Origin of the sequence: Pseudoxanthomonas mexicana, assembly GCF_046736355.1 — a bacterium.
Classification (GTDB): Bacteria; Pseudomonadota; Gammaproteobacteria; order Xanthomonadales; family Xanthomonadaceae; genus Pseudoxanthomonas_A; species Pseudoxanthomonas_A mexicana_B.
The window spans coordinates 1,121,964-1,147,571 of sequence record NZ_CP157201.1; the positions used below are offsets into that span (position 1 = coordinate 1,121,964).

The window sequence follows — 25,608 nt, forward strand, 5'->3', positions numbered from 1 at the left end:
GCATGTGCAAGGAAGGAATCATGGGGATCATGAAGCACCTGCCAGGATGTGTCCTGGGAATCGCCCTGTCCGCCGCCTCGCTGGCGGCGTATGCGCAGGTCGATGTCGATGCCTATATCCGCAAGGACAAGTTCGAGGCCATCAAGATATCGCCCACCGGCGAGTACCTGGCGGCGACCGTTCCGCTCGAGGATCGCACGGTGCTGGCGCTGATGCGGCGCGCCGACAACAAGCTGATCGGTACGTTCGCGCTGGCCAGGAATTCGCACGTGCACAATTTCTGGTGGGTCAACCCGGAACGCGTCGTGCTGTCCGTTGCCGAGAAGTTCGGCCAACTCGATCAGCCTTTGCTGACGGGCGAGCTCTTCGCAATAGACGCCGGTGGGGGCAAGGCCACGATCCTGGTCGGATACCGGATCAACACCCAGTCCGTCGGCACCAACATCCAGCAGAAGAAGTCGGAGGAAGTGCACGCGTATCTCGTCGATACGCTGCGCAACGACGACAAGAACGTGGTGGTCGCGATACGCCCCTGGGGAGTGGACACGTACACGCGGGCCGAACGGATGGATGTCTACAGCGGGCGACGAGTGCCGATTACGCGCGCGCCGGTCAGGAACGCGACGTTCATCACCGACAATGCCGGCGTCGTGAGGTTCGCGCACGGCATCGACGTCGACAATTCCAGCAAGTTGTATTACCGCAAGGGCGAAGGCGACGAGTGGAAGCTCGTCAACGACGAGAACGTCACCCGCCGGGTCGAGCATCCGCTCGGCTTCAGCCGCGACCAGGAGACGGTTTACCTGCAAGCCGAGCAGCCGGCCGGATCCGATGCGATCGTGGCCTGGGATTTGCAGACGGACGAGCGGAAGGAACTGCTGCGCAACGAGAACGTCGATCCAGACGGCATCATCTATTCCCAGGACGAGGATTCCGTGCCGGTCGGCGCCATATTCGCCGACGGCAAGCCCTCGACGCGGTTCTTCAGCGCCGAAAGCCCGGACCTGAGGCTTTATCGCAGCCTGGAGGCGGCGTTCCCGGGCGAGGCCGTATTCGTGACTTCGGAAACGGCGGACGGCAAGCTGGCGCTGGTGCAGGTCTCGTCGGATCGGAATCCGGGCGATTTCTATCTCTTCGACGTCGCGGCCAAGAAGCTCGATTACCTGCTCAGCCGGCGCGACTGGCTGGAACCGGAAGAGATGGCGGCGATGGCGCCGATCCAGTTGCAGGCACGCGATGGGATTGCCCTGCACGGATTCCTGACCACGCCCAAGGGAAGCGACGGCAGGAACCTGCCGCTGGTAGTTCTGCCGCATGGTGGACCCTATGGCATCAGGGACAGTTGGAGCTTCAATCCTGAAGTGCAGTTGCTGGCGGCCGCCGGCTATGCCGTGCTGCAGCTCAACTACCGCGGATCCGGCGGCTATGGACGAGCGTTCCAGCAGGCCGGCGCGCGCGAGTGGGGAGGCAGGATGCAGGACGACCTGACCGATGCGACCCGCTGGGCCATCTCGCAGGGAATCGCCGCCAAGGATCGGATCTGCATCTATGGCGCAAGCTACGGGGCCTACGCCGCGCTGACCGGAATGGCGAAGGAGCCCGGACTCTATCGATGCGCGGCCGGCTACGTGGGCGTCTACGATCTGCCGATGATGCAGAAGGAGGACGCGCGCGGGAGCAAGCGGCTGGGCCGCTGGTCCAAGGACTGGGTGGGCGAGGGCGCGATGCTTGCGGCGGTGTCGCCGACCAACATGGCCGACCGCATCAAGGCGCCGGTGTTCCTTGCGGCGGGTGGTGAGGACGAGATCGCGCCTGTCGCGCATACCGAACTGATGGAGCGCCGCCTGCAGGCCGCCGGCGTCCCGGTCGAAACCCTCTACTACAAGACCGAGGGCCACGGCTTCTACAAGCCCGAGCACCAGCGCGAGTACTACACCCGCCTGCTGGATTTCTTCAGCCGCCACCTCGGTGGTGCCAAGGCCAGGGCGAACTAGCCTTCCCGCGGCGGCCGATGGCGGAAACGGCGTCCACGGACGCCGTTTTCCGTTCCGGGCGGGCAAACCTCAACGCACCCCGCCCATCATCCGCCGCAATGGCGGTGCGGCCAGGAAGGCGAGCAGGGCACAGCCCAGGCCGATTCCCGTCAGCAGCCAGAACAGATCGGCGTAGCGGCCGGCCGCTTCGGCCATGCTGATGGTGGCGGCCTCGTCGACGTCGACGGCGGCGAGCTTGCCGAACAGCGCGGCCAGCGCCTCGGAGAAGGCGGTGGCGAGGAACCAGGTGCCCATCATCAGCCCGGTCACGCGCGCGACCGACAACTGGGTGACCGCGGACAGGCCGACCGGCGACAGGCACATCTCGCCCAGTTCCAGGATCAGGTAGGCCAGCACCAGCCACCACACGCTGGCCATCTGACCGCTGGCGCCGGCCTGCTGCGCGGCCAGCGCCAGCGGGATGAAGGCCAGCGCGCCGAACAGCAGGCCGAGCGCCGACTTGAACGGCTTGGACGGATCCCGCCCGCGGCGTCCCAGCGCCGCCCACAGCCAGGCGAACAGCGGCGCCAGCAACACGATGAACAACGGGCCGAGGAAGGTCAGCGAGCCGGCCGTCTGCGGCAGCACCAGCAGGTCGCGCAGCAGCAGCGCCAGCATCGCCGCCGCCACGCCGACGAAGATCGCGCGCGGCGCGCGCGAGGCGGGATCGCGATCGGACAGCCGCATCGCGACGACGAAGCCGAACGGTGCCAGCAGCAGCGACCAGGTCGACCACGGCGCATGCGCCAGGAACGCGACCATGCCCCCGCCCGAAGCCGCGCCGCCGGCCTGCACGAATGCGGGGAACAGATCCTTGGTCAGCAGCCGATCGGTGAAGGTGATCCACGAGCCGTACGACTGCTCGTACAGGGTGAAGAACGCCAGGCACATGAAGATCATCGCCATCAGCGCGAGCATCTGCCGGCGCTGCACCGGCGTGCACCGGGTGGCGACGAACCAGGAGAACCACGCCAGCACCGCCGCCAGCACGATCATCATCAGCAGCAGCGCCAGTGAGATCTCCCCGCCCAGCGCGAACGCACCGTTGGCCGCGGCCCACATCAGCCACGCCAGCGGCGGCACGCCGAGCAGCGAGCCCAGGTAGATCAGCGTCTCGCGCGGCAGGCCGTACACGCGCTCGCGCAGCCGCTGCGGCGCCGCCGGCTCGGCGTGGCCGTGCAGGTATCCGCGTCCCCACAGGAACATCGCCAGCCCCAGCGCCATGCCGATGCCGGCCGCGCCGAAGCCGTACTGCCAGCCCAGCGTCTCGCCGAGGTAGCCGCACACCAGCGAGGCGAACAGCGCGCCCAGGTTGATGCCGGCGTAGAACAGGCTGAAGCCGCCGTCGCGGCGGGGATCGTTGTCGGCGTAGAGGCGGCCGACGATGGTGGAGATGCTGGGCTTGAGGAAGCCGACGCCGACGATGATCAGCGCCAGCGACAGGTAGGTGACGCGCAGCGCGCCCTCGTCGCGCACCACCGCGCCCTCGACGAACCGCGCCGCATGACCCTCGAAAGCCATGCCGGCGTGACCCAGCACCAGCAGCGCGCCGCCGAACACCACCGCCTTGCGCATGCCCAGCCAGCGGTCGGCGAGCAGGCCGCCGATCACCGGCACGCAGTACACCAGCCCGCCGTAGGCGCCGATCAGGTCGTAGCCGGCGCCGTCGCCGAACAGGTGGTACTTGGTCAGGTAGAGCAGCAGCAGCGCCTTCATCCCGTAGAAGGAGAAGCGCTCCCACATCTCGGTGAAGAAGCAGACGTAGACGCCCTTGGGATGGCCGAGGAAATCGTCTTGCCCGGCGATGCGGGCGGCGGGAACGGAAGCCATGCGGCGGCGCGGGCGGCGGAAGGACGCCGGAGTATAGCCACGCGGCGGGTTCCGTCCGGCTGGACTTGCCGCGGCAATGCCGATAGCTTGGCGGGCTTCTGAAGCCCGGAACCCGCCGATGCGCCAGCCCGCCGCCGTGCCCCAACTGACCTTCCGCGCCGTCCTGCTGGCCATCGTGCTGGCGGTGGTGCTGTCGGCCGCCAACGCCTACCTGGGGCTGTTCGCCGGCCTGACCGTGGCCACCGCCATCCCGGCGGCGGTGGTGTCGATGGGCGTGCTGCGCCTGCTCGGTGGCGGCACCATTCTGGAGAACAACATCGTGCAGACCGGCGCCTCGGCCGGTTCGTCGATCGCCGCCGGCGTGATCTTCACCATCCCGGCGCTGATCATCCTGGGCTACTGGCCCGACTTCAAATACTGGTGGGTGCTGGGCATCGCCGGCCTCGGCGGCCTGCTCGGCGTGCTGTTCTCGGTGCCGCTGCGGCGCTCGATGATCGTCGAGGAACCGCTGCCCTTCCCCGAGGGCAAGGCGGCGGCCGAAGTGCTGAAGGCCGGCGAGAATCCCGGCCCGGGACTGAAGATCCTGGCGTCCTCCGCCGCCATCGGCGCCGTGCTCAAGGTCGCCGCGCACAGCGGCATGCGCCTGATCCCCGACACGGCCGCGGGCGCCGGCTTCTTCGGCAAGTACCTGGGCTACCTGGGCACCAACCTGTCGCCGGCATTGCTGGGCGTGGGCTACATCGTCGGCCTGAACATCGGGATCGTGGTGCTGTCCGGCAGCATCCTGTCCTGGCACATCGCCATCCCGCTCTACCACATGTTCTTCATGGGCACCGACCCGGCGCTGGCGCAGAGCATCGCCGGCGCGGGCGCCGAGGACGTGGCCGGCGCGATCTGGTCGGCCAGGATCCGCTACCTGGGCGTGGGCGCGATGCTGATCGGCGGCGTGTGGACGCTGTTCTCGCTGCGCAAGTCGCTGCTGTCGGGCGTCAAGAGCGGCATCGCCGCCGCGCGCGCCGGCTCGGGCGGCGCCGACGTGGCGGAGACCGAGCGCGACCTGCCGATGAAGTGGATGCTGGTGGCGCTGGTGGTGTTCGTGCTGCCGCTGCTGCTGCTGTACCAGGCCATCGTCGGCATGTGGCACGTCAGCATCCCGATGGCGATCATCATGATCGTGGCCGGCTTCCTGTTCGTGTCGGTGTCGGCCTACCTGGCCGGCCTGGTGGGTTCGTCCAACAACCCGGTGTCGGGCATCACCATCGCCACCATCCTGTTCGCCTCGGTGGTGCTGCTGTTGCTGCTGGGCGAGAGCGGACGCATGGCGGTCGGTGCCGGCGGCGCGCCGCTGGGCGCGGTGGCGGCGATCATGATCGGCGCGGTGGTGTGCTGCGCGGCCGCGGTGGGCGGCGACAACCTGCAGGATCTCAAGGCCGGTTACCTGGTCGGCGCCACCCCGTGGAAGCAGCAGCTGATGCTGGGCATCGGCGCGTTCTCGTGCGCGCTGATCATGGCGCCGGTGCTGAACGTGCTGTCCGAGGCCTACGGCATCGGCGCGCCGACCGCCGAGCATCCCAATCCGCTGTCCGCGCCGCAGGCCACGCTGATGGCCTCGGTGGCCAAGGGCCTGTTCGGCGGCGAACTGCCGTGGGGGATCATCGGCATCGGTGCGGTGATCGGCGCGGCCATCATCGCCATCGACGAGGCGCTCAAGGCCCGCGGCAGCAGCTTCCGGGTGCCGGTGCTGGCCGCCGCCATCGGCATCTACCTGCCGCTGGAGCTGATGGTGCCGATCTTCCTGGGCGGCCTGCTGGCCTACCTGGTGGAAAGGCGCCACGGCATGGTCGGCACCAGGGACGAAGCCGCGCGCGATCGCCTGCATCGCCCGGGCACGCTGTTCGCCGCGGGCCTGATCACCGGCGAGGCGCTGATGGGCATCGCGGTTGGCGTCGCCATCTACGCCACCAAGGATCGCGACGTGCTGGTGCTGCCCGAGGCGTTCCAGCAGGGCGAGATCGTCGGCCTGGTGGTACTGGCGGTGGTCGGCTGGCTGCTGTACCGGGTCGGCAGCAAGGCGGACAAAGCCGCCTGATCCGGCAAGGCGGCATGACCTTGCGCCTTTGCGCGACGGGGCGCCGAGCGCCTACCATCCGGGGTTTGCCTTCCCGCGGAGCCCTGCGAATGAACCTGCGCCTTGCCCTGTTGCCCCTGGCCCTGCTGGCCGCCTTGCCCGTCGCCGCGCAGCAGCGCGGCTTCGAAGTCCGCGACATGGTCGGGCTGGAGCGCGTGTCCTCGCCGCTGCTCTCGCCCGACGGCAGCCGCGTGCTGTTCGCCAAGCGCGAGATCGACGCCGAGCGGGTCAAGGCCAGCACCGGCCTGTGGAGCCGCAACCTGCTGACCCGCGACATGGCGCCGCCGAAGCGGATCACCCCGGAGGGCTGGAACGTCAACTCGCCGAGCTTCTCGGCCGACGGCAGGACCGTGTACTTCCTCAGCGCCAAGGGCGGCAGCCAGCAGTTGTACGCGATGCCGGCCGACGGCGGCGCGCCGCGCCAGCTGACCGGCTTCGCGCTGGACGTGGCCAGCTACAAGCTCTCGCCCGACGGCACGCGCGTGCTGTTCAGCGCCGACACCTTCGCCGAGTGCAAGGCCGACTTCGCCTGCACCAAGAAGAAGCTCGACGATACCGCGGCGAAAAAGAGCAGCGGCGTGCTGTACGACAGGCTGTTCGTCCGCCATTGGGACACCTGGGCCGACGGTCGCCGCAGCCGGCTGTTCGTCGCCGTGCTGCCTGACGCGAAGGCCAAGCCGGTCGCCGGCGCGGTCGGGCTGACCGACGGCATCGACGGCGACGCGCCGTCCAAGCCGTTCGGCGGCAGCGACGAGTACGCATGGTCGCCGGACGGCGCCAGCGTGGTCGCGGCGATCCGCGTGGCCGCCAACGGCGAGCCGTGGTCGACCAACTTCGATCTGTACCGGCTCGATGCCGATGGCAATGGCGCGCCGGTCAACCTGACCGCGGCCAACCCGGCCTGGGACACCGGCCCGGTGTTCAGCGCCGACGGCAGGACCCTGTACTACCGCGCGATGAAGCGCCCGGGTTTCGAGGCCGACCGTTTCGGCCTGATGGCGCTGGACATCGCCAGCGGCGCGGTGCGCGAGATCGCACCAGGATGGGACCGCAGCGCCGACGGCATCGCGCTGTCGGCCGACGGCAAGGCGATCTACACCACCGCGCAGGACGTCGGCCAGCATCCGCTGTTCCGCGTCGACATCGCCAGCGGCAAGGTCGAGAAGCTGGTCGGCGACGGCACGATCACCTCGTTCGACATCGCCGGCGACACGCTGGCGCTGACCCGCAACACGCTCAAGTCCGGCGACCAGGTGCTGACCACCACGACCGCCGGCGCGCCGCTGCGCGCGATCACGCCGACCGCCGGCGAGATGCTGGGCGAAGTGGCGTTCGGCGACTTCGAGCAATTCAGCTTCAAGGGCTGGAACGGCAATACCGTGCACGGCTACGTGGTCAAGCCGTGGAACTACGTCGAAGGGCGCAGGTACCCGGTCGCCTTCCTGATCCACGGCGGCCCGCAGGGCAGCTTCGGCAACGGCTGGAGCTACCGCTGGAACCCGCAGACCTACGCCGGCCAGGGCTACGCGGTGGTGATGATCGACTTCCACGGCTCCACCGGCTACGGCCAGGCGTTCACCGACGCGATCAGCCAGCACTGGGGCGATCGTCCGCTGGAGGACTTGCAGAAGGGCTGGGCCGCCGCGCAGAAGCAGTACCCGTTCCTCGACGGCGACAAGGCCTGCGCGCTCGGCGCCAGCTACGGCGGCTACATGGTCAACTGGATCGCCAGCCAGTGGAACGACGCCTGGAAGTGCCTGGTCAACCACAACGGCGTGTTCGACACGCGCTCGATGGGGCTGGTGACCGAGGAACTGTGGTTCACCGAGTGGGAGAACGGCGGCACCGTCTACGACAAGCCGCAGAACTACGAGAAGTTCAATCCCGCACGCCATATCGAAAAGTGGCGCGTGCCGACACTGGTGGTGGCCGGACAGAACGACTTCCGCGTGCCGCTCGACCAGAGCCTGTCCACCTTCACCGCGTTGCAGCGCCAGGGCATCGAGTCGCAGCTGCTGTACTTCCCCGACGAGAACCACTGGGTGCTCAAGCCGCAGAACAGCATCCTGTGGCACGACACCGTCAACGCCTGGCTCAAGCGACACATCGGCCAGTAATCAGCAAAGGACGGCCGGCGGCGATGCCAGCCGTTCTTCTTCACCCCTTGGAGTCCGCCGATGGCGATAGCAAGCACCGAACCTTCCGCTCCCGCGCTGATCAGCAACGACATCGTCGTGTTCGGCCTGATCGCCGCCACGCTGGGCCTGATCTTCTGGCTGGCCAGCGGGCCGACGCCGTTCTGGAAGAAGTTCTTCGCCTGGGTGCCCGCGCTGCTGCTGTGCTATTTCGTGCCGGCGCTGTACAACACCTTCGGCCTCATCGACGGCGAGAACAGCAGCCTCTACAACCCGATCGCCAGCCGCATCCTGCTGCCGGCCGCGTTGGTGCTGCTGACGCTATCGATCGACCTGAAGGGCATCCTCAAGCTCGGCCCCAAGCTGCTGTTCGTGTTCTGCGCCGGTACGCTGGGCATCGTGCTCGGCGCCATCGTCTCGTTCCAGCTGATGGAGTGGGTATGGCCGGCGGCGGTGGCGGGCGACACCTGGAAGGGCATGGCGGCGCTGTCGGGAAGCTGGATCGGCGGTGGCGCCAACATGGTCGCCATCCGCGAGATCTACCAGGTCGACGCGACGCTGTTCGGCCAGTTCGCGGTGGTCGACGTGGCCATCGCCAGTGCTTGGATGGCCACGCTGCTGTTCCTGGCCAACCGCGCCGCGCAGATCGATGCGCGCTCCGGCGCCGACACCCGCGCCATCGACGAGATGAAGCAGCGCATCGCCGACTACGAGGCGATCCACGCGCGCATCCCGACGCTGACCGACTTGATGGTGATCGTGGCGGTGGCCTTCGGCATCGTCGGCCTGGCCCATGCGATCGCCGATACTGCCGCCGGCTGGTTCGCCGCCAACGCGGCGTGGTCCAGCCGCTTCAGCCTGGATGCGCCGTTCGTCTGGGTGATCGTGCTGTCCACGCTGGCCGGCCTGGCGCTGAGCTTCACCCCGGTGCGCAAGCTGGAGAACGCCGGCGCGTCCAAGCTCGGCACCGTGTGCCTGTACTTCCTGATCGCCTGCATCGGCATGCAGATGGATTTCTTCAAGCTGGCCAACCGCCCCGAGCTGGTCGCCATCGGCGTGATCTGGATGCTGACCCATATCCTGGTGATCTGGATCGCGGCCAGGCTGATGCGCGCGCCGCTGTTCTACTTCGCGGTCGGTTCGCAGGGCAACATCGGCGCGGCCGCGTCGGCACCGGTGGTGGCGGCGGCCTTCCACCCGACGCTGGCGCCGGTCGGCGTGCTGCTCGGCACGGTGGGCTATGCCACCGGCACCGTCATCGCTTATTTCCTCGGCCAGATCCTGCGGATGATGGCGGGGCAGTAGGCAGAACTCGCTCCGCGGCTCTTGGGGCAACTGCGAGCCGAGCAAGCTCGGCTCTGCATGCTCAGGGGTGTGGGGTGCTCACAGCCAGCGCGCGCGCTTGAACAACGCGTACAGCACCGCGCAGACGCCGGCGACCGCCAGGATCAGCAGCCCGTAGCCGAACCGGCTGTGCACCTCGGGCATGCTGTCGAAGTTCATGCCGTACCAGCTGGTCATCAGCGTCGGCGCGGCCAGCAGCGCGGCCCAGGCGCCGAGCCGCTTGACCGTCTCGCCCTGCGCCAGGGTCACCATCGACAGGTTCACGCTCAGCGCCGTGCCCAGCATGTCGCGCAGCGTGTCGATGGTCTCGTTGACGCGCAGCGCGTGGTCGTGGACGTCGCGCAGGTACAGCTTGACCTCCTCGGAGACCAGCGCGCCCGGCGTGCGCATCAGCTGCGCCAGCACGTCCTGCAGCGGCGCCACCGCCACCCGCATCAGGGTCAGTTCGCGCTTGAGATCGTACAGCCGGCGCACCACGCTGCGGCGGTAGGTGTCGGAGAAGATGTCGCGCTCCAGCATGCCCAGCGTGTCCTGGTAGGACTGCACGATCGGCTGGTAGTTGTCGACGATGTAGTCCAGCACCGCGTACAGCCCGTAGGCCGGGCCCAGGTGCAGCAGCTCCGGTTCGCGCTCCACCCGCTGGCGCGCCGGCGCGTACGACAGCGACGCGCCGTGGCGCACGGTGATGAGGTAGCGCGCGCCCAGGAACGCCTGCGTCTCGCCGTAGCGGATGCGCTCGTCCACCACCTGCGCGGTGTGCGCGGCCAGGAACAGCGAGTTGCCGTAGGCCTCCAGCTTGGGCCGCTGGTGCGCCTTGCGCGCGTCCTCCACCGCCAGGTCGTGCAGGCAGAACTCGGCCTGCAGCTTCTCCATCGTCGCCTCGTCCGGCTCGTACATGCCGACCCAGACGAAGCCGCCGTCGGGATCGGCCAGCACGTCGCTGATCTCGTCCAGGCCGATGTTGCGCCGGCGGCCGTCGCGATCGTAGACCGCGCAGTTGACGATGCTGGGCGGCAGGGCGGGGCGGACGGGAGCGGCGCTGGCGTCGATCATCCGCGCATCCTGCGGCAGCCGATGTGAAGCGGCAAGAGAGTCCGGGTCGTGCGCGGGCGGCAGCCGGGCGAGCCCGGCCCTGCAATGGCCACCGCGGTTTGTAGGGCGGAGCTTGCTCCGCTGCCTTTCGCCGGTGCGGATGCCGCGCGAAGGCTATAGCGCGACGAACCGTATAGCCTGGCCGCCACCGGCCGCCAGCTTCAACTCCAGCGTGTCGCCGGCGCCGACTTCGCGCCGCTCGATGACGATGGATTCGGGCCGGGTCCGCCAATGCGCATCGTCGCCGTCGCGGTAGATCTCGGCGCGGTAGCGGCGGTCGGCGTCGAGGAAATCCAGCGGCACGCGCAGCGTGCGCGCCTGCTCGTCCGACACCGCGCCCAAGTACCAATCGTTGCCACCGCGCTCCTTGCGCGCGATGGTGACGTAGTCGCCGACCTCGCCGTTGAGCACGCGCGTGTCCTCCCAGTCTACCGGCACGTCCTTGATGAAGCGGAACGGCGCCGGGTTGGCCTCGTAGTGATCCAGCAGGTCGGCGGCCATCTGCAGCGGGCTGTAGATGACCACGTACAGCGCCAGCTGCTTGGCCCAGGTGGTCGCCACGCCGTCGGGCGCGCGCGTCTTCATGCCGAAGATGCCCGGCGTGTAGTCCATCGGACCGGCCAGCAGGCGGGTGAAGACGAGGTTGGCCTCGTGCTCTGGCGGGTTGCCGGGCTGCCCCCAGGCGCTGAACTCCATGCCGCGCGCGCCCTCGCGGGTGATCCAGTTCGGGTAGGTGCGGCGCAGGCCGGTGTCCTTGATCGGCTCGTGCGGGTTGACGGCGATGTGCCGCTTGGCCGCCTCGGTCACCACCTTGAGATGATGCCGCGCCATGTGCTGGCCCTCGTGCCAGGCGTAGTGCAGCCTGCCGTCCTCGCCGAGCACCTTGGCCTGGCCGGCGTCGGCGACGTAGCCGGTCTTGACCGCGCCGACGCCGACGCGGCGGTACAGGTCGAACGCCGCCTCCATCTGCGCCTCGTAGTGCGCGGCATGGCCGGAAGTCTCGTGGTGGCCGATGAGCTGCACGCCCTTGCCGCGTGCATGGGCGGTGAGCGCCTCCAGATCGAAATCCGGGTAGGAACGGGTGAAGCTGAAGTCCTCGCCGTTGCCGAACCAGTCGCCGTCCCAGCCCACGTTCCAGCCTTCGACCAGCACGCCGCCGAAGCCGTGCTCGGCGGCGAAGTCGATGTGCCAGGCGCACGTTGGCGTTGGTCGCGCCATGCTTCGGGCCGGACGCCCAGCTCTTCACGTCCAGGTGCATCTCCCACCACACGCCGACGTACTTCATCGGCTTGACCCAGGACACGTCGCCCAGCGCATTGGGCTCGTTGAGGTTGAGGATCAGGCTGGACATCGCCAGTCCCGCGGCGTCGTCGGACAGCATGATCGTGCGCCACGGCGTTTCGAACGGCGCCTCGCGCACCACCTTGCCGTCGCCGATGCCCGGCGTCAGGTCGGCCTTGAGCCGGCGGCCCTCGACGCGGGTCAGGTTCATGCCGGAATAGTCGACCAGCGCGGCCTCGTGCAGCGACAGGTGCAGCCCGCTGTCGGTGCGCACCGTCAGCGGCGTCTGCGCATCGCCGATCTGTTCGACCGGCGTGCGGTGGTACAGGTATTCCTCGCGGTTCCATTCGCCGGCCGGGATCCACCACGCGGTGCCGGCGTCGGCGAGGTTGAACTCGGTCAGTTCCTCGGCGATGCGCACCCGCGGCAACGCGGCCTGGCGCGGGAACGCGTAGCGGAAGCCGACGCCGTCGTCGTGCAGGCGGAAGATCAGATCGAAGCTGCGCCCGGGCGCGACCTTCTCGGTCAGCGTCACCCGCATCTCGTTGTAGCGGTCGCGCACCAGGCGGCGCTCGCCCCACGGCTGCTCCCAGGTCGAGTCGGCGCTGCGCCTGCGCGGCTCGCCGAGGACCAGGTTGCGATCGAATTTCGGCGCGCCGAGCAGGATGAAGCCCAGCCGCGAGGACGCGATCACCGCGCGCCCGTCGCGATCGACCTGGTAGCTCGGCCGTCCGTCCGGGTCGGTGGTCAGGCGCAGCTCGATGCGGCCGTCCGGCGAACTGGCCCGGTGCACCGGTGGCGCGTCGTCGGCGGCGAGGGCGATGGCGGGAATGAGCGAGAGAAGCAGCGCGAACAGGCGTCGATGCATGGCCGGCGGACAGGTTGCGGTGGAAGCCCGCATCCTCGCCGCGCCTGCGGGCGAGGGTGCATGAATACGTATGCGGGCGCCACGCATGCGACGGCGGCGACGCGAGGGTGGCGGTCCATGCCGCGGCGTGGGCGGCGCGCGACGCAGGCGGCACGCGGTTTCGCGCCGATGGCGATGATGCGGCTGGCGGCGTGGTCCGGAACGCGGGATTGTGGCGGCGCAGCACGGCGATTGCGCCGCCTGCATGGGCGCGGCGACGGCTTGGCCGATCGCATGTCTGCCAGCGTCCGCTCCCGGGCGTTCTCCGCGCGCATGCGATAATCGCACCGTCCTGGCGAACGTTCGGAAGAGGCCGATCATGTCGGACTGCTGCGGTTGCGGAAAAGTGGTGGACGTGGCGGCGATGGAAGCGCGGCAGCGGCGCGTGCTGGTCGTCGTGCTGCTGATCAACCTCGCGACCTTCCTGATGATGGCCTTCGCGGCGTGGCACAGCGCCTCCTCCTCGCTGCTGTCCGGCAGCCTGGACAACCTGGGCGACGCGCTGACCTATGCGGTCAGCCTGGCGGTGGTCGGCGCGAGCGCGCAGGCCAAGGGACGGGTGGCGCTGCTGAAGGGCTTCCTCATCCTCGGCGCCGCGTTCGCGGTGGCGGGCCAGATCGCCTGGCGCCTGGGCCATCCGGGCGTGCCGCTGTTCGAGGGCATGGGCATCGCCGGCGCACTGAACCTCGCCGCCAACGCCGTGTGCCTGTGGCTGCTGTCGCCGTACCGGCGTGGCGACGTGAACATGGCCTCGGCCTGGGAATGCTCGCGCAACGACATCTTCGAGGGCTGCGCGGTGTTGCTGGCGGCTGCGGCGGTCTGGCTGTTCGGCGCCGGCTGGCCCGACCTGCTGATCGCCTCTGCGCTGCTGGTGATGTTCCTGCGCTCGGCCCTGCGCGTGCTACGCGCGGCCTGGCGCGAGGCGAGGGCGCCGTTGCCCGCGCCCGGCTAGGCCCGCTGTCAGGGAGCCGCGCGGGAACGACGGGTAAACGCCAGCGCCAGCGCCGCATGCAGCGGCAGCAGCAGCGCGATCCACGGCTGGTTGTATTGCAGTGGCAGCGGCAGCCAGTGCAGGAACCACGCCACGCCGGCGCACACCGCGACGATGCCGAGCACGGCCCTGCTCCAGCGCGCGGGCCGGCGCTGGCGCAGCACGGCGATCGCGGCGGGAATCAGCAGCAGGCACAGCGGATTGAACAGCAGCAGGTTGCGGTTGGCCCAGGCGGCGCGGTGCTCGCTGCCCAGCCACAGGTACAGCAGCACCAGTCCAGCCACGCCGCACAGCGTCCACAGCGGCAGCGCGAAGGCGGCCAGCGCGCGCGGTCTGTACCGGCCGCAGGCGATCACGCCCAGCGCCAGCGCCACGCCGGCGAGCAGCCACGGCCACCAGCGCCGCGGCGCCTCCGCCGGTTCGGCGGCGATGCGGTGCGGCAGCAGTTCCACCCGCGACTGCACCAGCGGCCGGCCAGCGGCGTTGCGCGCCTCGCCCAGCGAGTCGGCCAGCCGCATCGGCACGAAGGCTTCCTCCCAGCGCGACATCGGCCGGTCGGCGTAGGAGGCCAGCCCGATGTCGAAGCCCATCCACATCCACGGCGCCGGCGAGGCCAGCCGCACCGATTCGCTGCGGAAGGTGTTGCCGCGCGAGCGCCCGGCCAGCTGCGACTTCAGCGCGCCGCCCATCGCCGCGTCGAGCGCGTCGCGCACCTGGGTCGAGCAGTTGGAGGTGAAGTAGTCGTAGCGGTAGCGCGCGTTCTCGGGGCGGGCGCGCTCGGCCAGCGACTCGGCCAGCGCCAGCGCCTGCGCCGGCTCCAGGTCCAGCCATTGCAGCGTCACCCCGCGGCCAACCTCGCGGTAGTAGGCCAGGTCCTGCTCCAGCGGCATCGCGACCAGCCAGTACATCATCCGGCCGCGGGCGAAGCGGGCGACGAAGTCCGGCTCCTCAGGTTCGAAATAGCCGAAGTTGTACGAGGTGGCCTGGCCGCTGGCCGGATCGGCGACGACGATGGCGTTGTGGCCGAAGCGCTCGAAGAAGATCTCGCCCGGCGCCATCGTGATCACGCCGATGCGCGGCGCGGCGGCGGTGGCGAAGGCGCACGAGAACAACGCCAGCAGGCACAGCAGGCGCGCGATCACGCCGACCTGATCACCCATCCGACAGCACGCCCACATGGAAGGCATGCACGCGGCGCGCGTCGGCCTTGGCCACGCGGAAGGCGAAGCGCCCGAGCGTCAGTTCCTCGCCGGTCTCCGGCAGGTGGCCGATGGCGTCGGTGACCAGTCCGCCGACGGTGTCGTACTCGTCGTCGGGGAAATCGGCACCGAAGCGCTCGTTGAAGTCGGCGATCGGCGTCAGCGCGTCGACCACGTACTGGCCGTCGGCCTGCGCGGCGATCAGCAGCGCCTCGTCGTCGGCGTCGTCGTGCTCGTCGTCGATCTCGCCGACGATCTGCTCCAGCACGTCCTCGATGGTGACCAGGCCGGCGACGCCGCCGTATTCGTCCACCACGATCGCCATGTGGTTGCGCGAGAGGCGGAACTCCTTCAGCAGCACGTTGAGCTTTTTCGATTCGGGGATCAGCACGGCCGGGCGCAGCAGCTCGCGGATGCTGCCGGGGCCGTTGTCGGCGACCACGCCGCGCAGCAGGTCCTTGGCCAGCAGGATGCCGAGGATCTCGTCCTTGTCGTCGCCGTGCACCGGGAAGCGCGAATGGCCGGACTCGACCACCTGCTTCATCAGCTCGATGAACGGCGCCTCCACCGGTAGCGAGACCATCTGCGCGCGCGGGATCATCACGTCGCCGACGGTCAGCTCGGAGACCGACAGCGCGCCCTCCATCATCCGCAGCGTGTCGCCGGCGATGAGGCCGTCGGCCTGGGCGTCGCGCAGCAGCGCGACCAGGTCGTCGCGCGAGGTGGGATCGCCGGAAAAGGCCGAACTCAGGCGGTCCAGCCAGGTGCGCCGTTTCTCCGGTCGGTCGGATTCCGGCGCGCGGGTACTGTCGTCTTCTGACATTTCTCGTGGGCAGGCACCCGCCAGGCGGGCGACCGGGCAAGTCTAGCAGGCCCTATGCGGGATCTGCCGGGGCGGCCGCGCCGGGCGCTTCCTCGTCCAGGATTTCCTCTTCCGGATCAATGCTGTAGGTGCAGCCGACCAGGGTCTTGCCGGGGTGCGAATCGACGTTGGAAACGTTCAGCACGGCCGAGCGGATGAACACCGCGCCGCTGTCGGCGTCGGTGTACTCCTCGCTCAGCAGTTCCTTGCCGAACATCGCCTTGGCCGGCGTGTCGATGGCCGTTTCCAGTTGCAACTGCCTGGCCAGCGGGCGCGGATCCGGCAGGTCGAGGATCGCCAGCACGCTGGAGCCGGCCAGCGCGATGTGCGAGCTGGCATGGCCGAACACCTCGATCGGCGCGTTGAGCGCGTACTCGGTCATGAAGGGATTGGCCGACGGCAGCGGCCGCCAGCCCAGCGACACCGCCGCCAGCGGATCCTCGTGCACGGCGATGGCCAGCGCCATGAAGCGCTCCGGCGTGTCCCGGCAGCTGATCAGCGCGGCCAGCGTGACCTGGCTGGCATCGAAAGGCGCCGCGGCCGGCGCTTGCGCGGACGCCGGCGCGCAGGCCAGGAGAAGAGCGGCGGCGAGAGAGGTACGGATCATCGGACTCACAGCGGTGCGTAGGGGTCGTCGATGCCGAGTTCGGCCAGGATCTCGCGTTCGAGCTGTTCCATCGCCTCGGCCTCGCGATCGTCCTCGTGATTCCAGCCCAGCAGGTGCAGCACGCCGTGCACGGTCAAATGAGCGTAGTGCGCGGCCTGCGCCTTCTTCTGCTCCCTGGCCTCGCGCGCCACCACCGGCGCGCAGATCACCAGGTCGCCGAGCAGCGGCATCTTCACGCCCTTGGGCAGCTTGACGCCTTCGGCCATCTCGGCCGGGAAGCTCAGCACGTTGGTCGCGTAGTCCTTGCCGCGGTAGTGGCGATTGAAGGCGCGGCCTTCCTTCGTGTCCACCAGCCGGATGGCCAGGTCGGCCTCGCGGATGCGGCCCTTGAGCGCCGCCGCCACCCACCTGCGGAAGCTCACCGCCGCCGGCAGCCCGGCGCGCGGCAGGGCGTAGCTGACGGATACTTCCAGTCGTTCGGGGCCTCGGGTCATGGGTCTCTGGAGGTTGTAGCGCTGGGCTTGCTCGGACGCGGTTGATTCTTCATCGAGGGGCAGCCGAGCAAGCTCGGCTCTACGCAAGGCGGGTTCACGCTGCACCCGTCTCCGCATCCTTGCCGTCCCGCGCATCGTATGCCTGGACGATGCGCGCGACCAGCGGATGGCGCACCACGTCCTTGCTGCCGAAGAAGGTGAACGAGATGCCGTCCACGCCGCGCAGCACCTCCAGCGCGTCCTTCAGCCCGGACTTCTGGTGGCGCGGCAGGTCGATCTGGGTCAGGTCGCCGGTGACCACCGCGGTGCTGCCGTAGCCGATGCGGGTCAGGAACATCTTCATCTGCTCGATGCTGGTGTTCTGCGCCTCGTCCAGGATCACGAACGCATCGTTGAGCGTGCGCCCGCGCATGTAGGCCAGCGGCGCGATCTCGATGACGTTCTTCTCCAGCAGCTTGACCACTTTCTCCACGCCGAGCATCTCGTACAGCGCGTCGTACAGCGGACGCAGGTAGGGATCGACCTTCTGGGTCAGGTCGCCGGGCAGGAAGCCCAGCTTCTCGCCGGCCTCCACCGCCGGGCGCACCAGGATCAGCCGCTGCACGCGCGACTCGTTCAGCGCCTCGACCGCGCTGGCCACGGCCAGGAAGGTCTTGCCGGTGCCGGCCGGGCCGATGCCGAAGTTGATGTCGTGGGTGGCGATGGCGTGCAGGTAGCTGGCCTGGTTGTGGCCGCGCCCGCGCACGGTGCCGCGCTTGACCTTGATCGCCACGTCCTGCGGCGCGTAGCCGCCGGCGGCGACGTGATCGACATTGGCCTCGTTCAGGCGCAGGTGGATCGCGTGATCGTCGAAGGTGGTCTGGCCGGCCTCGCGGTACAGCGCGCGCAGCAGCTTCTCGGCGGCCGCGGCCGGCTTTTCCGGGCCGGTGACGCGGAACACCGCGCCGCGGTTGGCGATCTCCACGCCCAGCCGCAGCTCGATCTGGCGCAGGTGCGCGTCGAACGGCCCGCTCAGGTTGGCCAGCCACTCGGCGTTGTCGGGTTCCAGGGTGAATTCGCGTTTGTGCGGAGCGGTCATCGTGTTCTCAATGTCGTGTCTGGTCGTCCTCGTCCTCCACCCGCCACTGGTGGAAGACGTAGGCCTCGTCGTCCCGCAGCGCCTGGTCGAAGTGCTCGGCCTCGGGCGCCTCCCCGCGCGGCAACTGCCGCGGCTCGTCGTGGACGCCGATGACCTCCCAGCCATGTTCGCGCAGGAAGCGGCTGGCGTGGCCGATCGGATCCTCGGCCAGCCCGGGCATCTGGTAGCAGAGCACGTAGGCACCACCGAATTGCGTGAAGTCGTCGGTCTGCGGCAGCGGCCGGACCTCGAGCACGAAGACCCACAGTTGCGGGGCGTCCTGGGGGATGGCGGCTGTCCTGGAAGCGGGAGACAGGGTGGGCAAGCCTAGCGCGGACACCTGCGAACGACCACCCGGCGGCGATGCGCGTGGGGCTTGAAATTTAATTAAACGTTGAATTAAATGGCGCGATGCCGCAGGACGCTCCTCCCCGACGGGCCAAGGCCCCCGACCGCCCGGCCCGGCCGAAAGCCGCGCGCAAGCGCGCGCCGGGGCGCCGTCCGGTCACCGACAATGCCGACTTGCGCGCGCAGTTGCTGGATGCGGCGCTGGACTGCTTCGCGCGGCAGGGCATCGCCGCCGCCTCGCTGCGCGACATCGCCGCCGCCGCCGGGGTGACCCCGGCGATGGTGCATTACTACTTCGGCGACAAGCCGCAGTTGCAGCAGGCGGTAGTGGCCGAACGGCTGCTGCCGATCATCGCCGGCCTGCGCGAACCGCTGGCCGAGGCGGGCGACGACGTCGCCGCGCTGGTGGCGGGTTTCGTGCAGGGCGTCGGCGGCATCGTCGCCCGGCATCCGTGGCTGCCGGCGCTGTGGGTGCGCGAGATCCTGTGCGAGGGCGGTGCGCTGCGCGAGGTGCTGATCCGGCAGATCGGTCCGCTGGTGCCGAAGATGATGTCTGCCCGCTTCGACGAGGCGCAGCGACGCGGCCGGCTCAACCCCGATCTGGATCCGCGCCTGCTGATGGTGTCGCTGGTGGGGCTGACTTTTTTCCCGCTGGCCAGCGCGCCGATCTGGCGCACGCTGTTCGGCGCCGACGACGTCGACATCGCCGCGCTGGGCCGGCACACGCTGGCGCTGCTGGCGCGCGGACTGGAGCTGGAACATGCCGGGTAATCGCGCCGCCTGCATCGCCGCCATCGTCATGACGCTGTCACTGGCCGCCTGCCGGCCCGATGCGCCGCAGGCGCTGGGCACGCTGGAATGGGATCGGGTCAGCCTGCCGGCGCTGGCGGCGGAGAAAATCGTCCGCATCGACGTGCGCGAAGGCCAGCGGGTCGAAGCGGGCGCGCCGCTGCTGCAGCTGGAACTCACCCGCACCCAATCGCAGCTGGCCGCCGCGCAGGCGCAGGCGCAACAGAGCCGCGCGGCACTGGCCGAACTGCAGGCCGGACCGCGCAGCGAGGCCATCGCGCAGGCCCGCGCCAGCCTGGCCGCGGCGCAGGCGCAGGCCGCCGATGCGCAGGCCTATTACGCGCGGTTGCAGCCGCTGGGCCGGCAGCAGCTGGTGGCGGCGGCGGAAGTCGACCGCGCCCGTGCCGCCGCCGGCAATACGCAGGCGCAGGTGCGCGGCGCGCAGCAGGCGCTGCTGGAACTCGAGCGCGGCACCCGCGGAGAACGGATCGCGCAGGGCGAATCGGCGCTGGCCGCCGCGCAGGCGCAGGCGGACGCGCAAGCGGTGACGCTGGACAAGCTCAACCTGGTGGCGCCGCGCGCCGGCCGTATCGAAAGCCTGCCGTACAAGCTGGGCGACCAGGCGCCGGTCGGCGCGCCGCTGGCGATCCTGCTGGTGGGCGACGCGCCGCATGCGCGTATCTACGTGCCCGAGCCGCTGCGCGCCGGCGTCCAGGTCGGCGACGCGGTGCGGGTGCATGTCGACGGCCGCGCGCAGGCCTATCCCGGCCGCGTGCGCATGATCCGCAGCGAGCCCAGCTTCACCCCGTACTACGCGCTGACCGGCAAGGACGCGGCGCGCCTGAGCTATCTGGCCGAGGTCGAACTCGGCGAGGAAGCCGCGCAATTGCCGGCGGGATTGCCGGTGCGGGCCGAATTCGGCAAGGCCGCGCGCGATGGATGAAAGCGGCGCCCATGCGGCCGGCGCCGATGCCGCGATCGTCGCGCGCGGGCTGACCAAGCGCTTCGGCGAACGGGTGGCGGTGGACGACGTCGATCTGCGCGTGCCGCGCCGGCACGTCTATGGTTTCCTCGGGCCCAACGGCTCCGGCAAGTCCACCACCATCCGCATGCTGTGCGGGCTGCTGACCCCGACCGCCGGCGATATCGAAGTGCTGGGCCTGCGCATTCCCGAACAGGCCGACGAACTGCGCACGCGGATCGGCTACATGACCCAGAAGTTCTCGCTGTTCGAGGACCTGAGCGTGCGCGAGAACCTGGAATTCCTGGCCGCCGTGCAGAACCTGTCCAAACGCCAGGCCGCGCAGCGCATCGACGAACTGGTCGAGCAATACCGTTTCCAGGATCGGCAGAAGCAGCTGGCCGGGACGATGAGCGGCGGGCAGAAGCAGCGGCTGGCGCTGGCTGGTGCGGTGATCCACCGGCCGGAACTGCTGTTCCTCGACGAGCCCACCAGCGCGGTGGATCCGGAATCGCGCCGCGACTTCTGGGAAAAGCTGTTCGAACTGGCCGACGCCGGCACCACCCTGCTCGTTTCCACGCATTACATGGACGAAGCCGAGCGCTGCCACCGCATCGCCATCCTCGATCGCGGCGCGCTGGTCGCCGACGGCACCCCGGACGCACTGACCGGCGCGTTGGCCGGGCGCACCTTCGCCGTCGATGCCGGGCAGCCGCGCAAGGCGCAGAAGGCGCTGCTGGGCGCGCCGGGCGTGGCCAGCGTGGCGCAGATCGGCAATACGCTGCGGGTGCTGATGGACGAGGGCGGCACGGCGGCCGGCGTCGAATCCGCGCTGGCGCGGGCCGGCGTGGACGCGCGGGTGGCACCGGCCGATCCCAACCTGGAGGACGTGTTCGTGTCGGCCACGCGCGGCCAGCCGCGGCGGGAGCGCGCGGCATGAACCTGCGCAGGCTGCAGGCGGTGATGGTCAAGGAACTGCGGCAGATGCGCCGCGACCGCATCACCCTGGCGATGATCGTCGCCATCCCGGTCATGCAGCTGCTGCTGTTCGGCTACGCCATCAACACCAACCTGCGCGATCTGGCCGCCGGCGTCGCCGACCAGGCCGACACCGCCGCCTCGCGCGCGCTGGTGATGGACATCGCCGCCACCACGGTGATCCGGCCGACGTTGGCGGCGCAGACGCCGCAGCAGTTGATGGAAGCGATGCGGCGCGGGGAAATCGGCATCGGCATCGTGATCCCGCCGGATTTCGAGCGCCGCCGCATCGAAGGGCGCGAACGCGTGCAGATCCTGGTGGACGGCAGCGACAACGCGGTGCAGAGCGCGGCCGCGCAGCTGGCGCAGATGCCGCTGGACGGCATGGCGCGCACCGGCCCGGCCGCCGAACGCGCGATCAGCGTGGTCGCCTTCTACAACCCGGAGCGGCGCTCGGCGGTGAACATCGTGCCGGGGCTGATCGGCGTGATCCTGACGATGACGATGGTGCTGTTCACCGGCGTGGCGATCGTGCGCGAGCGCGAGCGCGGCAACATGGAACTGCTGATCGCCACGCCGGTCAGCAGCGCCGAGCTGATGATCGGCAAGGTGCTGCCGTACGTGGCGATCGGCCTGGTCCAGACCACGATGGTGCTGGCGCTGGGCCTGTGGCTGTTCGACGTGCCGATCAACGGCAGCGTGCTGCATGTCTATGTCGCGGCGATGCTGCTGATCGTCGCCAACCTGGCGCTGGGCCTGCTGATCTCCACGCGCGCGCGGTCGCAGTTCCAGGCCATGCAGATGACGTTCTTCATCTTCCTGCCGTCGATCCTGCTGTCCGGTTTCATGTTCCCGTTCTCCGGCATGCCCCGGGCCGTGCAGTGGCTGGCGGAGATATTGCCGCTGACCCACTTCCTGCGCCTGATCCGCGGGGTGATGCTGCGCGGCGCCAGCCTGTGGGAACTGTGGGCCGACGTGCTGGCGCTGCTGGCATTCACCGCGCTGATGATGACCGCGGCGATCCTGCGCTTCCGCAAGCGGCTGGACTGAGTAAAGCGAGTGAAGAGGAGTGGGCGGAGAGGAGTGAGTGAAAGCAGCGAGTCCGCTTGTGCTCTCCCCACTCCTCACTCCTCTCCGCTCACTCCTAGCATCAACCGCCCGCGCAGCGAATTGGTCAGCGCCTCGGTGATCACCACGTCGACGAACTGGCCGACCAGCCGCGGATGGCCCGGGAAATTCACCGAGCGCATGTTCTCGGTCTTGCCGGTCAGCTCGTTGGGATTCTTCTTCGACGGGCCTTCCACCAGCACCGACTGCACGCTGCCGACCATCCGCTGCGAGATGCCGGCGGCGTGCGCGTTGATGTGCGCCTGCAAGCGCTCCAGCCGCGCATGCTTGGCCGCATCCGGCGTGCCGTCTTCCAGATCCGCGGCCGGCGTGCCGGGGCGGCGCGAGTAGATGAAGGAGAAGCTCTGGTCGAAGCCGACGTCCTCGATCAGCTTCATCGTCTTCTCGAAGTCGGCGTCGGTCTCGCCGGGGAAGCCGACGATGAAGTCGGAGGAGATCGAGATGTCCGGCCGCACCGCGCGCAGCTTGCGGATCTTCTGCTTGAACTCCAGCGCGGTGTAGCCGCGCTTCATCGCCGACAGCACGCGGTCGCTGCCCGACTGCACCGGCAGGTGCAGGAAGCTGGCCAGTTGCGGCACGTCGCGGTAGGCGTCCACCAGCGAGTCGGAGAACTCCAGCGGGTGCGAGGTGGTGAAGCGGATGCGGCCGATGCCGTCGATCTCGGCGATGGCGCGGATCAGCAGGCCCAGGTCGGCGACCTCGCCGTCCTCGCCCATCGGCCCGCGGTAGGCGTTGACGTTCTGCCCGAGCAGGTTGATCTCGCGCACGCCCTGCGCGGCCAGCTGCGCCACTTCCACCAGCACGTCCTCGAACGGCCGGCTGACCTCGGTGCCGCGGGTGTAGGGCACCACGCAGAACGAGCAGTACTTCGAGCAGCCCTCCATGATCGAGACGAAAGCGCTCGGCCCCTCGGCGCGCGGCTCGGGCAGGCGGTCGAACTTCTCGATCTCGGGGAAGCTGATGTCCACCTGCGGCCGGTTCTGCTCGCGGCGGGCGCGGATCAGCTCGGGCAGGCGGTGCAGGGTCTGCGGGCCGAACACCAGGTCCACGTAGGGCGCGCGCTTGACGATCGCCTCGCCCTCCTGCGAGGCCACGCAGCCGCCGACGCCGATGATCACCTCGCGGCCATTGTTCTTGAGGGCCTTCCAGCGGCCAAGCTGGCTGAACACCTTCTCCTGCGCCTTCTCGCGGATCGAGCAGGTGTTGACCAGCACCACGTCGGCCTCTTCCGGGTCGTCGGTCAGCTCCAGGCCGTCGGAGGCGGCCAGCACGTCGGCCATCTTGGCCGAGTCGTACTCGTTCATCTGGCAACCGTGGGTCTTGATGTACAGCTTGCCGCGCACCGGCCCGGACACCTGCGGCTTCAGGCCGGGCAGGGGCAGCAGGTCGAGGGTCGGCGCGGCGGCGGGCGCGGCGGCGCCGGCCGGGGTCGGCGTTTCGGGGGCTTGCGTCCCGGGCATGGTGGTTATTCCAGGCGGGTTGGCGGGCAGGGCGGGTAGTTTACGGGCTGCGGGCCGGGGCCGGTATGCCGCGCGCCCGACGTTGGGGCAGAGGAAGGGCACCGGACACCGCGCCGATTCCCGACCCGCCGCACATTCACGGGAATCCTTTCTTGGACAAGGACTTGGCAAGCCGCCCCGAATTGGGGACACTGCGCCGCATGAGGGGGATACTCGTCCTGGGAATGCTGGCCGCCAGCGCCGCACTGCCTGCCGGTGCCGGCACGCTGTACAAGTGCACCGGCGCCGACGGCATCCCCAACTACGTCAGCAAGCGCATCGGCGGCGCCTCCTGCGAGGCGGTCAGCCGCTATCGTCCGTCCACCCGCGCCGCGCGCACCGCTTCGGTGTCGCGTCCGCCCGAGGTCAGCGCCCCGTCGACGCCGTCCGCGCCGTCCACCACGCCGGCGGTGGGCGCGGTCGCCAGCGCGGTGGAGAGCAGCAGCATCAAGGTCTCGGTCCCGGCCGCGCCCGCCGCGCCGCCGCCTGCGACGCCAGCCCGGGGCGGCGATACCCGCCGCGTGGTCAGCGGGCAGGTCTATTCCTACGTCAAGGACGGCGTGCGCCATTTCACCAGCGCCAGGCCGCAGGGCGTGGAGGTGGCCAGCCTCAAGACCATCCGCTACAGCTACATCCAGACCTGCTTCGCCTGCGGCAACCCGGGGGTCAACTTCGGCCGGCTGCGGCTCAACACCGAGGCCTACCGGGCCGAGATCGCCGCGGCCTCGCGCGAGTTCGGGGTCGACGAGGCGGTGATCCGCGCCATCATGCACGCCGAATCCTCGTACAACCCGATGGCGCTCTCGCACGCCGGCGCACAGGGGCTGATGCAGCTGATGCCGGCCACCGCGACCCGCTTCGGCGTCACCGATCCCTTCGACGCCTCGCAGAACATCCGCGGCGGGGTGAAGTACCTGGCCTGGCTGCTGAAGCGCTTCAACGGCAACCTGACCCTGGCCGCGGCCGGCTACAACGCCGGCGAGGGCGCGGTCGATCGCCACGGCGGCGTCCCGCCGTACAAGGAAACCCAGCGCTACGTCGAGCGCGTGGCCGTGCTGGCCGACCGCTATCGCGGCGCGGTCGTCGCCCGCTGAATGGCGCGCCGGCCTGGGTGCGGTCGAAACGGAGCCGCAAGTGATTGATTCTGCTTGCGCCATTGTCGGCGGATTCAGGCTTCCGTTACACTTTGCCATCTTTTGCGGCCCGCGCCGGTGCAGTGGCGCGGGTTGTGGCAGCCAATCAGCTACCTAATGTTTTGCGGAGTGCCGGAATGGCCAACGATGGGGTCAACGGGCCTGTGAATACGGGCCGACGCCGGTTCCTGACAGCAACCACCTCCGTGGTGGGCGCCGTCGGTGCCGGGTTTGTGGCGGTACCTTTTATCAAGTCGTGGAATCCGAGCGCGCGCGCCAAGCTGGCGGGAGCACCGGTGACCGCCGACATCAGCGGGTTGCAGGAAGGCCAGCGCCTGATCCTGGAATGGCGCGGCCAGCCGATCTGGATCGTCCGGCGCTCCAAGGCCGTGCTCGACGCGCTGCCGACCCTGGACGGCAACCTGCGCGATCCGAACTCGGAGAACAAGGAGCAGCAGCCGGACTACATCTCCGGCGAGACGCGCTCGATCAAGCCGGAGGTTTCGGTGCTGGTCGGCCTGTGCACCCACCTGGGCTGCTCGCCCGAGATGGCCGCCGAGATCAAGCCCGAGCCCTACGACCCGGACTGGAAGGGCGGCTACTTCTGCCCCTGCCACAAGTCGCGCTTCGACATGTCCGGCCGCGTGTACCAGGGCGTGCCCGCGCCGACCAACCTGGTCGTTCCGCCGCACTACTACGCCGACGACAACACCATCGTCGTCGGTGTCGATCCGCAGGGGGCCGCGTAAGCC

Annotated in this window: 20 protein-coding genes and 1 pseudogene; 11 read left to right on the forward strand and 10 right to left on the reverse strand. The window is 69.4% G+C overall.

Features of this window, described 5'->3' with window-relative positions; genetic code table 11:
- Window positions 1-29: 29 nt before the first annotated feature.
- The gene (locus AAG688_RS05015) at window positions 30-1,994 is read left to right on the forward strand and encodes an alpha/beta hydrolase family protein (RefSeq protein ID WP_411834937.1); all 1,965 of its coding nucleotides are present in this window, start codon (window positions 30-32) and stop codon (window positions 1,992-1,994) included.
- A 69-nt stretch (window positions 1,995-2,063) separates the two neighbouring features.
- Here the strand turns inward: AAG688_RS05015 and AAG688_RS05020 are convergent, their stop codons facing one another.
- Window positions 2,064-3,863 carry a peptide MFS transporter gene (locus tag AAG688_RS05020; protein ID WP_411834265.1) on the reverse strand — a complete coding sequence of 600 codons (1,800 nt, stop codon included), beginning with the start codon at window positions 3,861-3,863 and terminating at the stop codon, window positions 2,064-2,066.
- 118 nt (window positions 3,864-3,981) lie between these two features.
- On the opposite strand from AAG688_RS05020, the gene AAG688_RS05025 reads away from it, so the two are divergent.
- The 3 genes from AAG688_RS05025 to AAG688_RS05035 are packed head-to-tail and all read left to right on the forward strand — an operon-like array spanning window position 3,982 to window position 9,431.
- On the forward strand, window positions 3,982-5,952 hold the full coding sequence (locus AAG688_RS05025) for an OPT family oligopeptide transporter (RefSeq protein WP_411834266.1): 1,971 nt from the start codon (window positions 3,982-3,984) through the stop codon (window positions 5,950-5,952).
- Window positions 5,952-8,108: a prolyl oligopeptidase family serine peptidase gene (locus AAG688_RS05030; RefSeq protein ID WP_411834938.1), complete on the forward strand. Its 2,157-nt coding sequence runs from the start codon at window positions 5,952-5,954 to the stop codon at window positions 8,106-8,108. Before AAG688_RS05025 ends, AAG688_RS05030 begins: the two co-directional genes overlap by 1 nt.
- Before the next feature lie 60 nt (window positions 8,109-8,168).
- Complete coding sequence (locus AAG688_RS05035; RefSeq protein WP_411834267.1) at window positions 8,169-9,431, forward strand: DUF819 domain-containing protein; 1,263 nt, start codon at window positions 8,169-8,171, stop codon at window positions 9,429-9,431.
- Window positions 9,432-9,509: 78 nt separating this feature from the next.
- Here the strand turns inward: AAG688_RS05035 and AAG688_RS05040 are convergent, their stop codons facing one another.
- Window positions 9,510-10,523 carry a magnesium and cobalt transport protein CorA gene (locus AAG688_RS05040; protein WP_411834268.1) on the reverse strand — a complete coding sequence of 338 codons (1,014 nt, stop codon included), beginning with the start codon at window positions 10,521-10,523 and terminating at the stop codon, window positions 9,510-9,512.
- A gap of 153 nt (window positions 10,524-10,676) precedes the next feature.
- Window positions 10,677-12,744: pseudogene (locus AAG688_RS05045) on the reverse strand (glycoside hydrolase family 97 protein).
- A gap of 325 nt (window positions 12,745-13,069) precedes the next feature.
- On the opposite strand from AAG688_RS05045, the gene AAG688_RS05050 reads away from it, so the two are divergent.
- Window positions 13,070-13,702: a cation transporter gene (locus AAG688_RS05050; RefSeq protein ID WP_411834269.1), complete on the forward strand. Its 633-nt coding sequence runs from the start codon at window positions 13,070-13,072 to the stop codon at window positions 13,700-13,702.
- Window positions 13,703-13,710: 8 nt separating this feature from the next.
- On the opposite strand, the gene AAG688_RS05055 is transcribed toward AAG688_RS05050, so the two are convergent.
- From AAG688_RS05055 to AAG688_RS05080, 6 genes are all read right to left on the reverse strand, one after another.
- A complete protein-coding gene (locus tag AAG688_RS05055; RefSeq protein WP_411834270.1) occupies window positions 13,711-14,901 on the reverse strand; it encodes a DUF4105 domain-containing protein in 1,191 nt (396 codons plus the stop codon).
- Window positions 14,894-15,763 carry an HlyC/CorC family transporter gene (locus AAG688_RS05060; protein ID WP_411834271.1) on the reverse strand — a complete coding sequence of 290 codons (870 nt, stop codon included), beginning with the start codon at window positions 15,761-15,763 and terminating at the stop codon, window positions 14,894-14,896. Before AAG688_RS05060 ends, AAG688_RS05055 begins: the two co-directional genes overlap by 8 nt.
- Window positions 15,764-15,815: 52 nt before the next feature.
- Window positions 15,816-16,409 carry a hypothetical protein gene (locus tag AAG688_RS05065; protein ID WP_411834272.1) on the reverse strand — a complete coding sequence of 198 codons (594 nt, stop codon included), beginning with the start codon at window positions 16,407-16,409 and terminating at the stop codon, window positions 15,816-15,818.
- Window positions 16,410-16,414: 5 nt separating this feature from the next.
- Window positions 16,415-16,903, reverse strand: coding sequence for an rRNA maturation RNase YbeY (ybeY, locus tag AAG688_RS05070; protein ID WP_411834273.1), 489 nt, complete (start codon window positions 16,901-16,903; stop codon window positions 16,415-16,417).
- Between the two features lie 94 nt (window positions 16,904-16,997).
- Complete coding sequence (locus AAG688_RS05075) at window positions 16,998-17,981, reverse strand: PhoH family protein (RefSeq protein ID WP_411834274.1); 984 nt, start codon at window positions 17,979-17,981, stop codon at window positions 16,998-17,000.
- Window positions 17,982-17,988: 7 nt separating this feature from the next.
- Window positions 17,989-18,345, reverse strand: a complete 357-nt coding sequence (locus AAG688_RS05080) for a hypothetical protein (RefSeq protein ID WP_411834275.1) — start codon at window positions 18,343-18,345, stop codon at window positions 17,989-17,991.
- A gap of 197 nt (window positions 18,346-18,542) precedes the next feature.
- On the opposite strand from AAG688_RS05080, the gene AAG688_RS05085 reads away from it, so the two are divergent.
- From AAG688_RS05085 to AAG688_RS05100, 4 genes are read left to right on the forward strand one after another with little or no spacing between them, the layout of a single operon-like run.
- The gene (locus tag AAG688_RS05085) at window positions 18,543-19,139 is read left to right on the forward strand and encodes a TetR/AcrR family transcriptional regulator (RefSeq protein WP_411834276.1); all 597 of its coding nucleotides are present in this window, start codon (window positions 18,543-18,545) and stop codon (window positions 19,137-19,139) included.
- On the forward strand, window positions 19,129-20,100 hold the full coding sequence (locus AAG688_RS05090) for an HlyD family secretion protein (protein ID WP_411834277.1): 972 nt from the start codon (window positions 19,129-19,131) through the stop codon (window positions 20,098-20,100). The genes AAG688_RS05085 and AAG688_RS05090 overlap by 11 nt, the downstream gene beginning before the upstream one ends.
- Before the next feature lie 34 nt (window positions 20,101-20,134).
- Window positions 20,135-21,058, forward strand: coding sequence for an ABC transporter ATP-binding protein (locus tag AAG688_RS05095; protein ID WP_411834939.1), 924 nt, complete (start codon window positions 20,135-20,137; stop codon window positions 21,056-21,058).
- Complete coding sequence (locus AAG688_RS05100; protein WP_411834278.1) at window positions 21,055-22,146, forward strand: ABC transporter permease; 1,092 nt, start codon at window positions 21,055-21,057, stop codon at window positions 22,144-22,146. Before AAG688_RS05095 ends, AAG688_RS05100 begins: the two co-directional genes overlap by 4 nt.
- Window positions 22,147-22,220: 74 nt before the next feature.
- Here AAG688_RS05100 and miaB read toward each other — a convergent pair whose 3' ends face one another.
- The gene (gene miaB / locus AAG688_RS05105; RefSeq protein ID WP_411834279.1) at window positions 22,221-23,684 is read right to left on the reverse strand and encodes a tRNA (N6-isopentenyl adenosine(37)-C2)-methylthiotransferase MiaB; all 1,464 of its coding nucleotides are present in this window, start codon (window positions 23,682-23,684) and stop codon (window positions 22,221-22,223) included.
- Between the two features lie 200 nt (window positions 23,685-23,884).
- Here miaB and AAG688_RS05110 point away from each other — a divergent pair, with 200 nt between their 5' ends.
- Window positions 23,885-24,817 carry a lytic transglycosylase domain-containing protein gene (locus AAG688_RS05110; RefSeq protein ID WP_411834280.1) on the forward strand — a complete coding sequence of 311 codons (933 nt, stop codon included), beginning with the start codon at window positions 23,885-23,887 and terminating at the stop codon, window positions 24,815-24,817.
- 176 nt (window positions 24,818-24,993) lie between these two features.
- Window positions 24,994-25,605 carry a ubiquinol-cytochrome c reductase iron-sulfur subunit gene (gene petA / locus AAG688_RS05115; protein ID WP_411834281.1) on the forward strand — a complete coding sequence of 204 codons (612 nt, stop codon included), beginning with the start codon at window positions 24,994-24,996 and terminating at the stop codon, window positions 25,603-25,605.
- The last annotated feature ends 3 nt before the right edge of the window (window positions 25,606-25,608 follow it).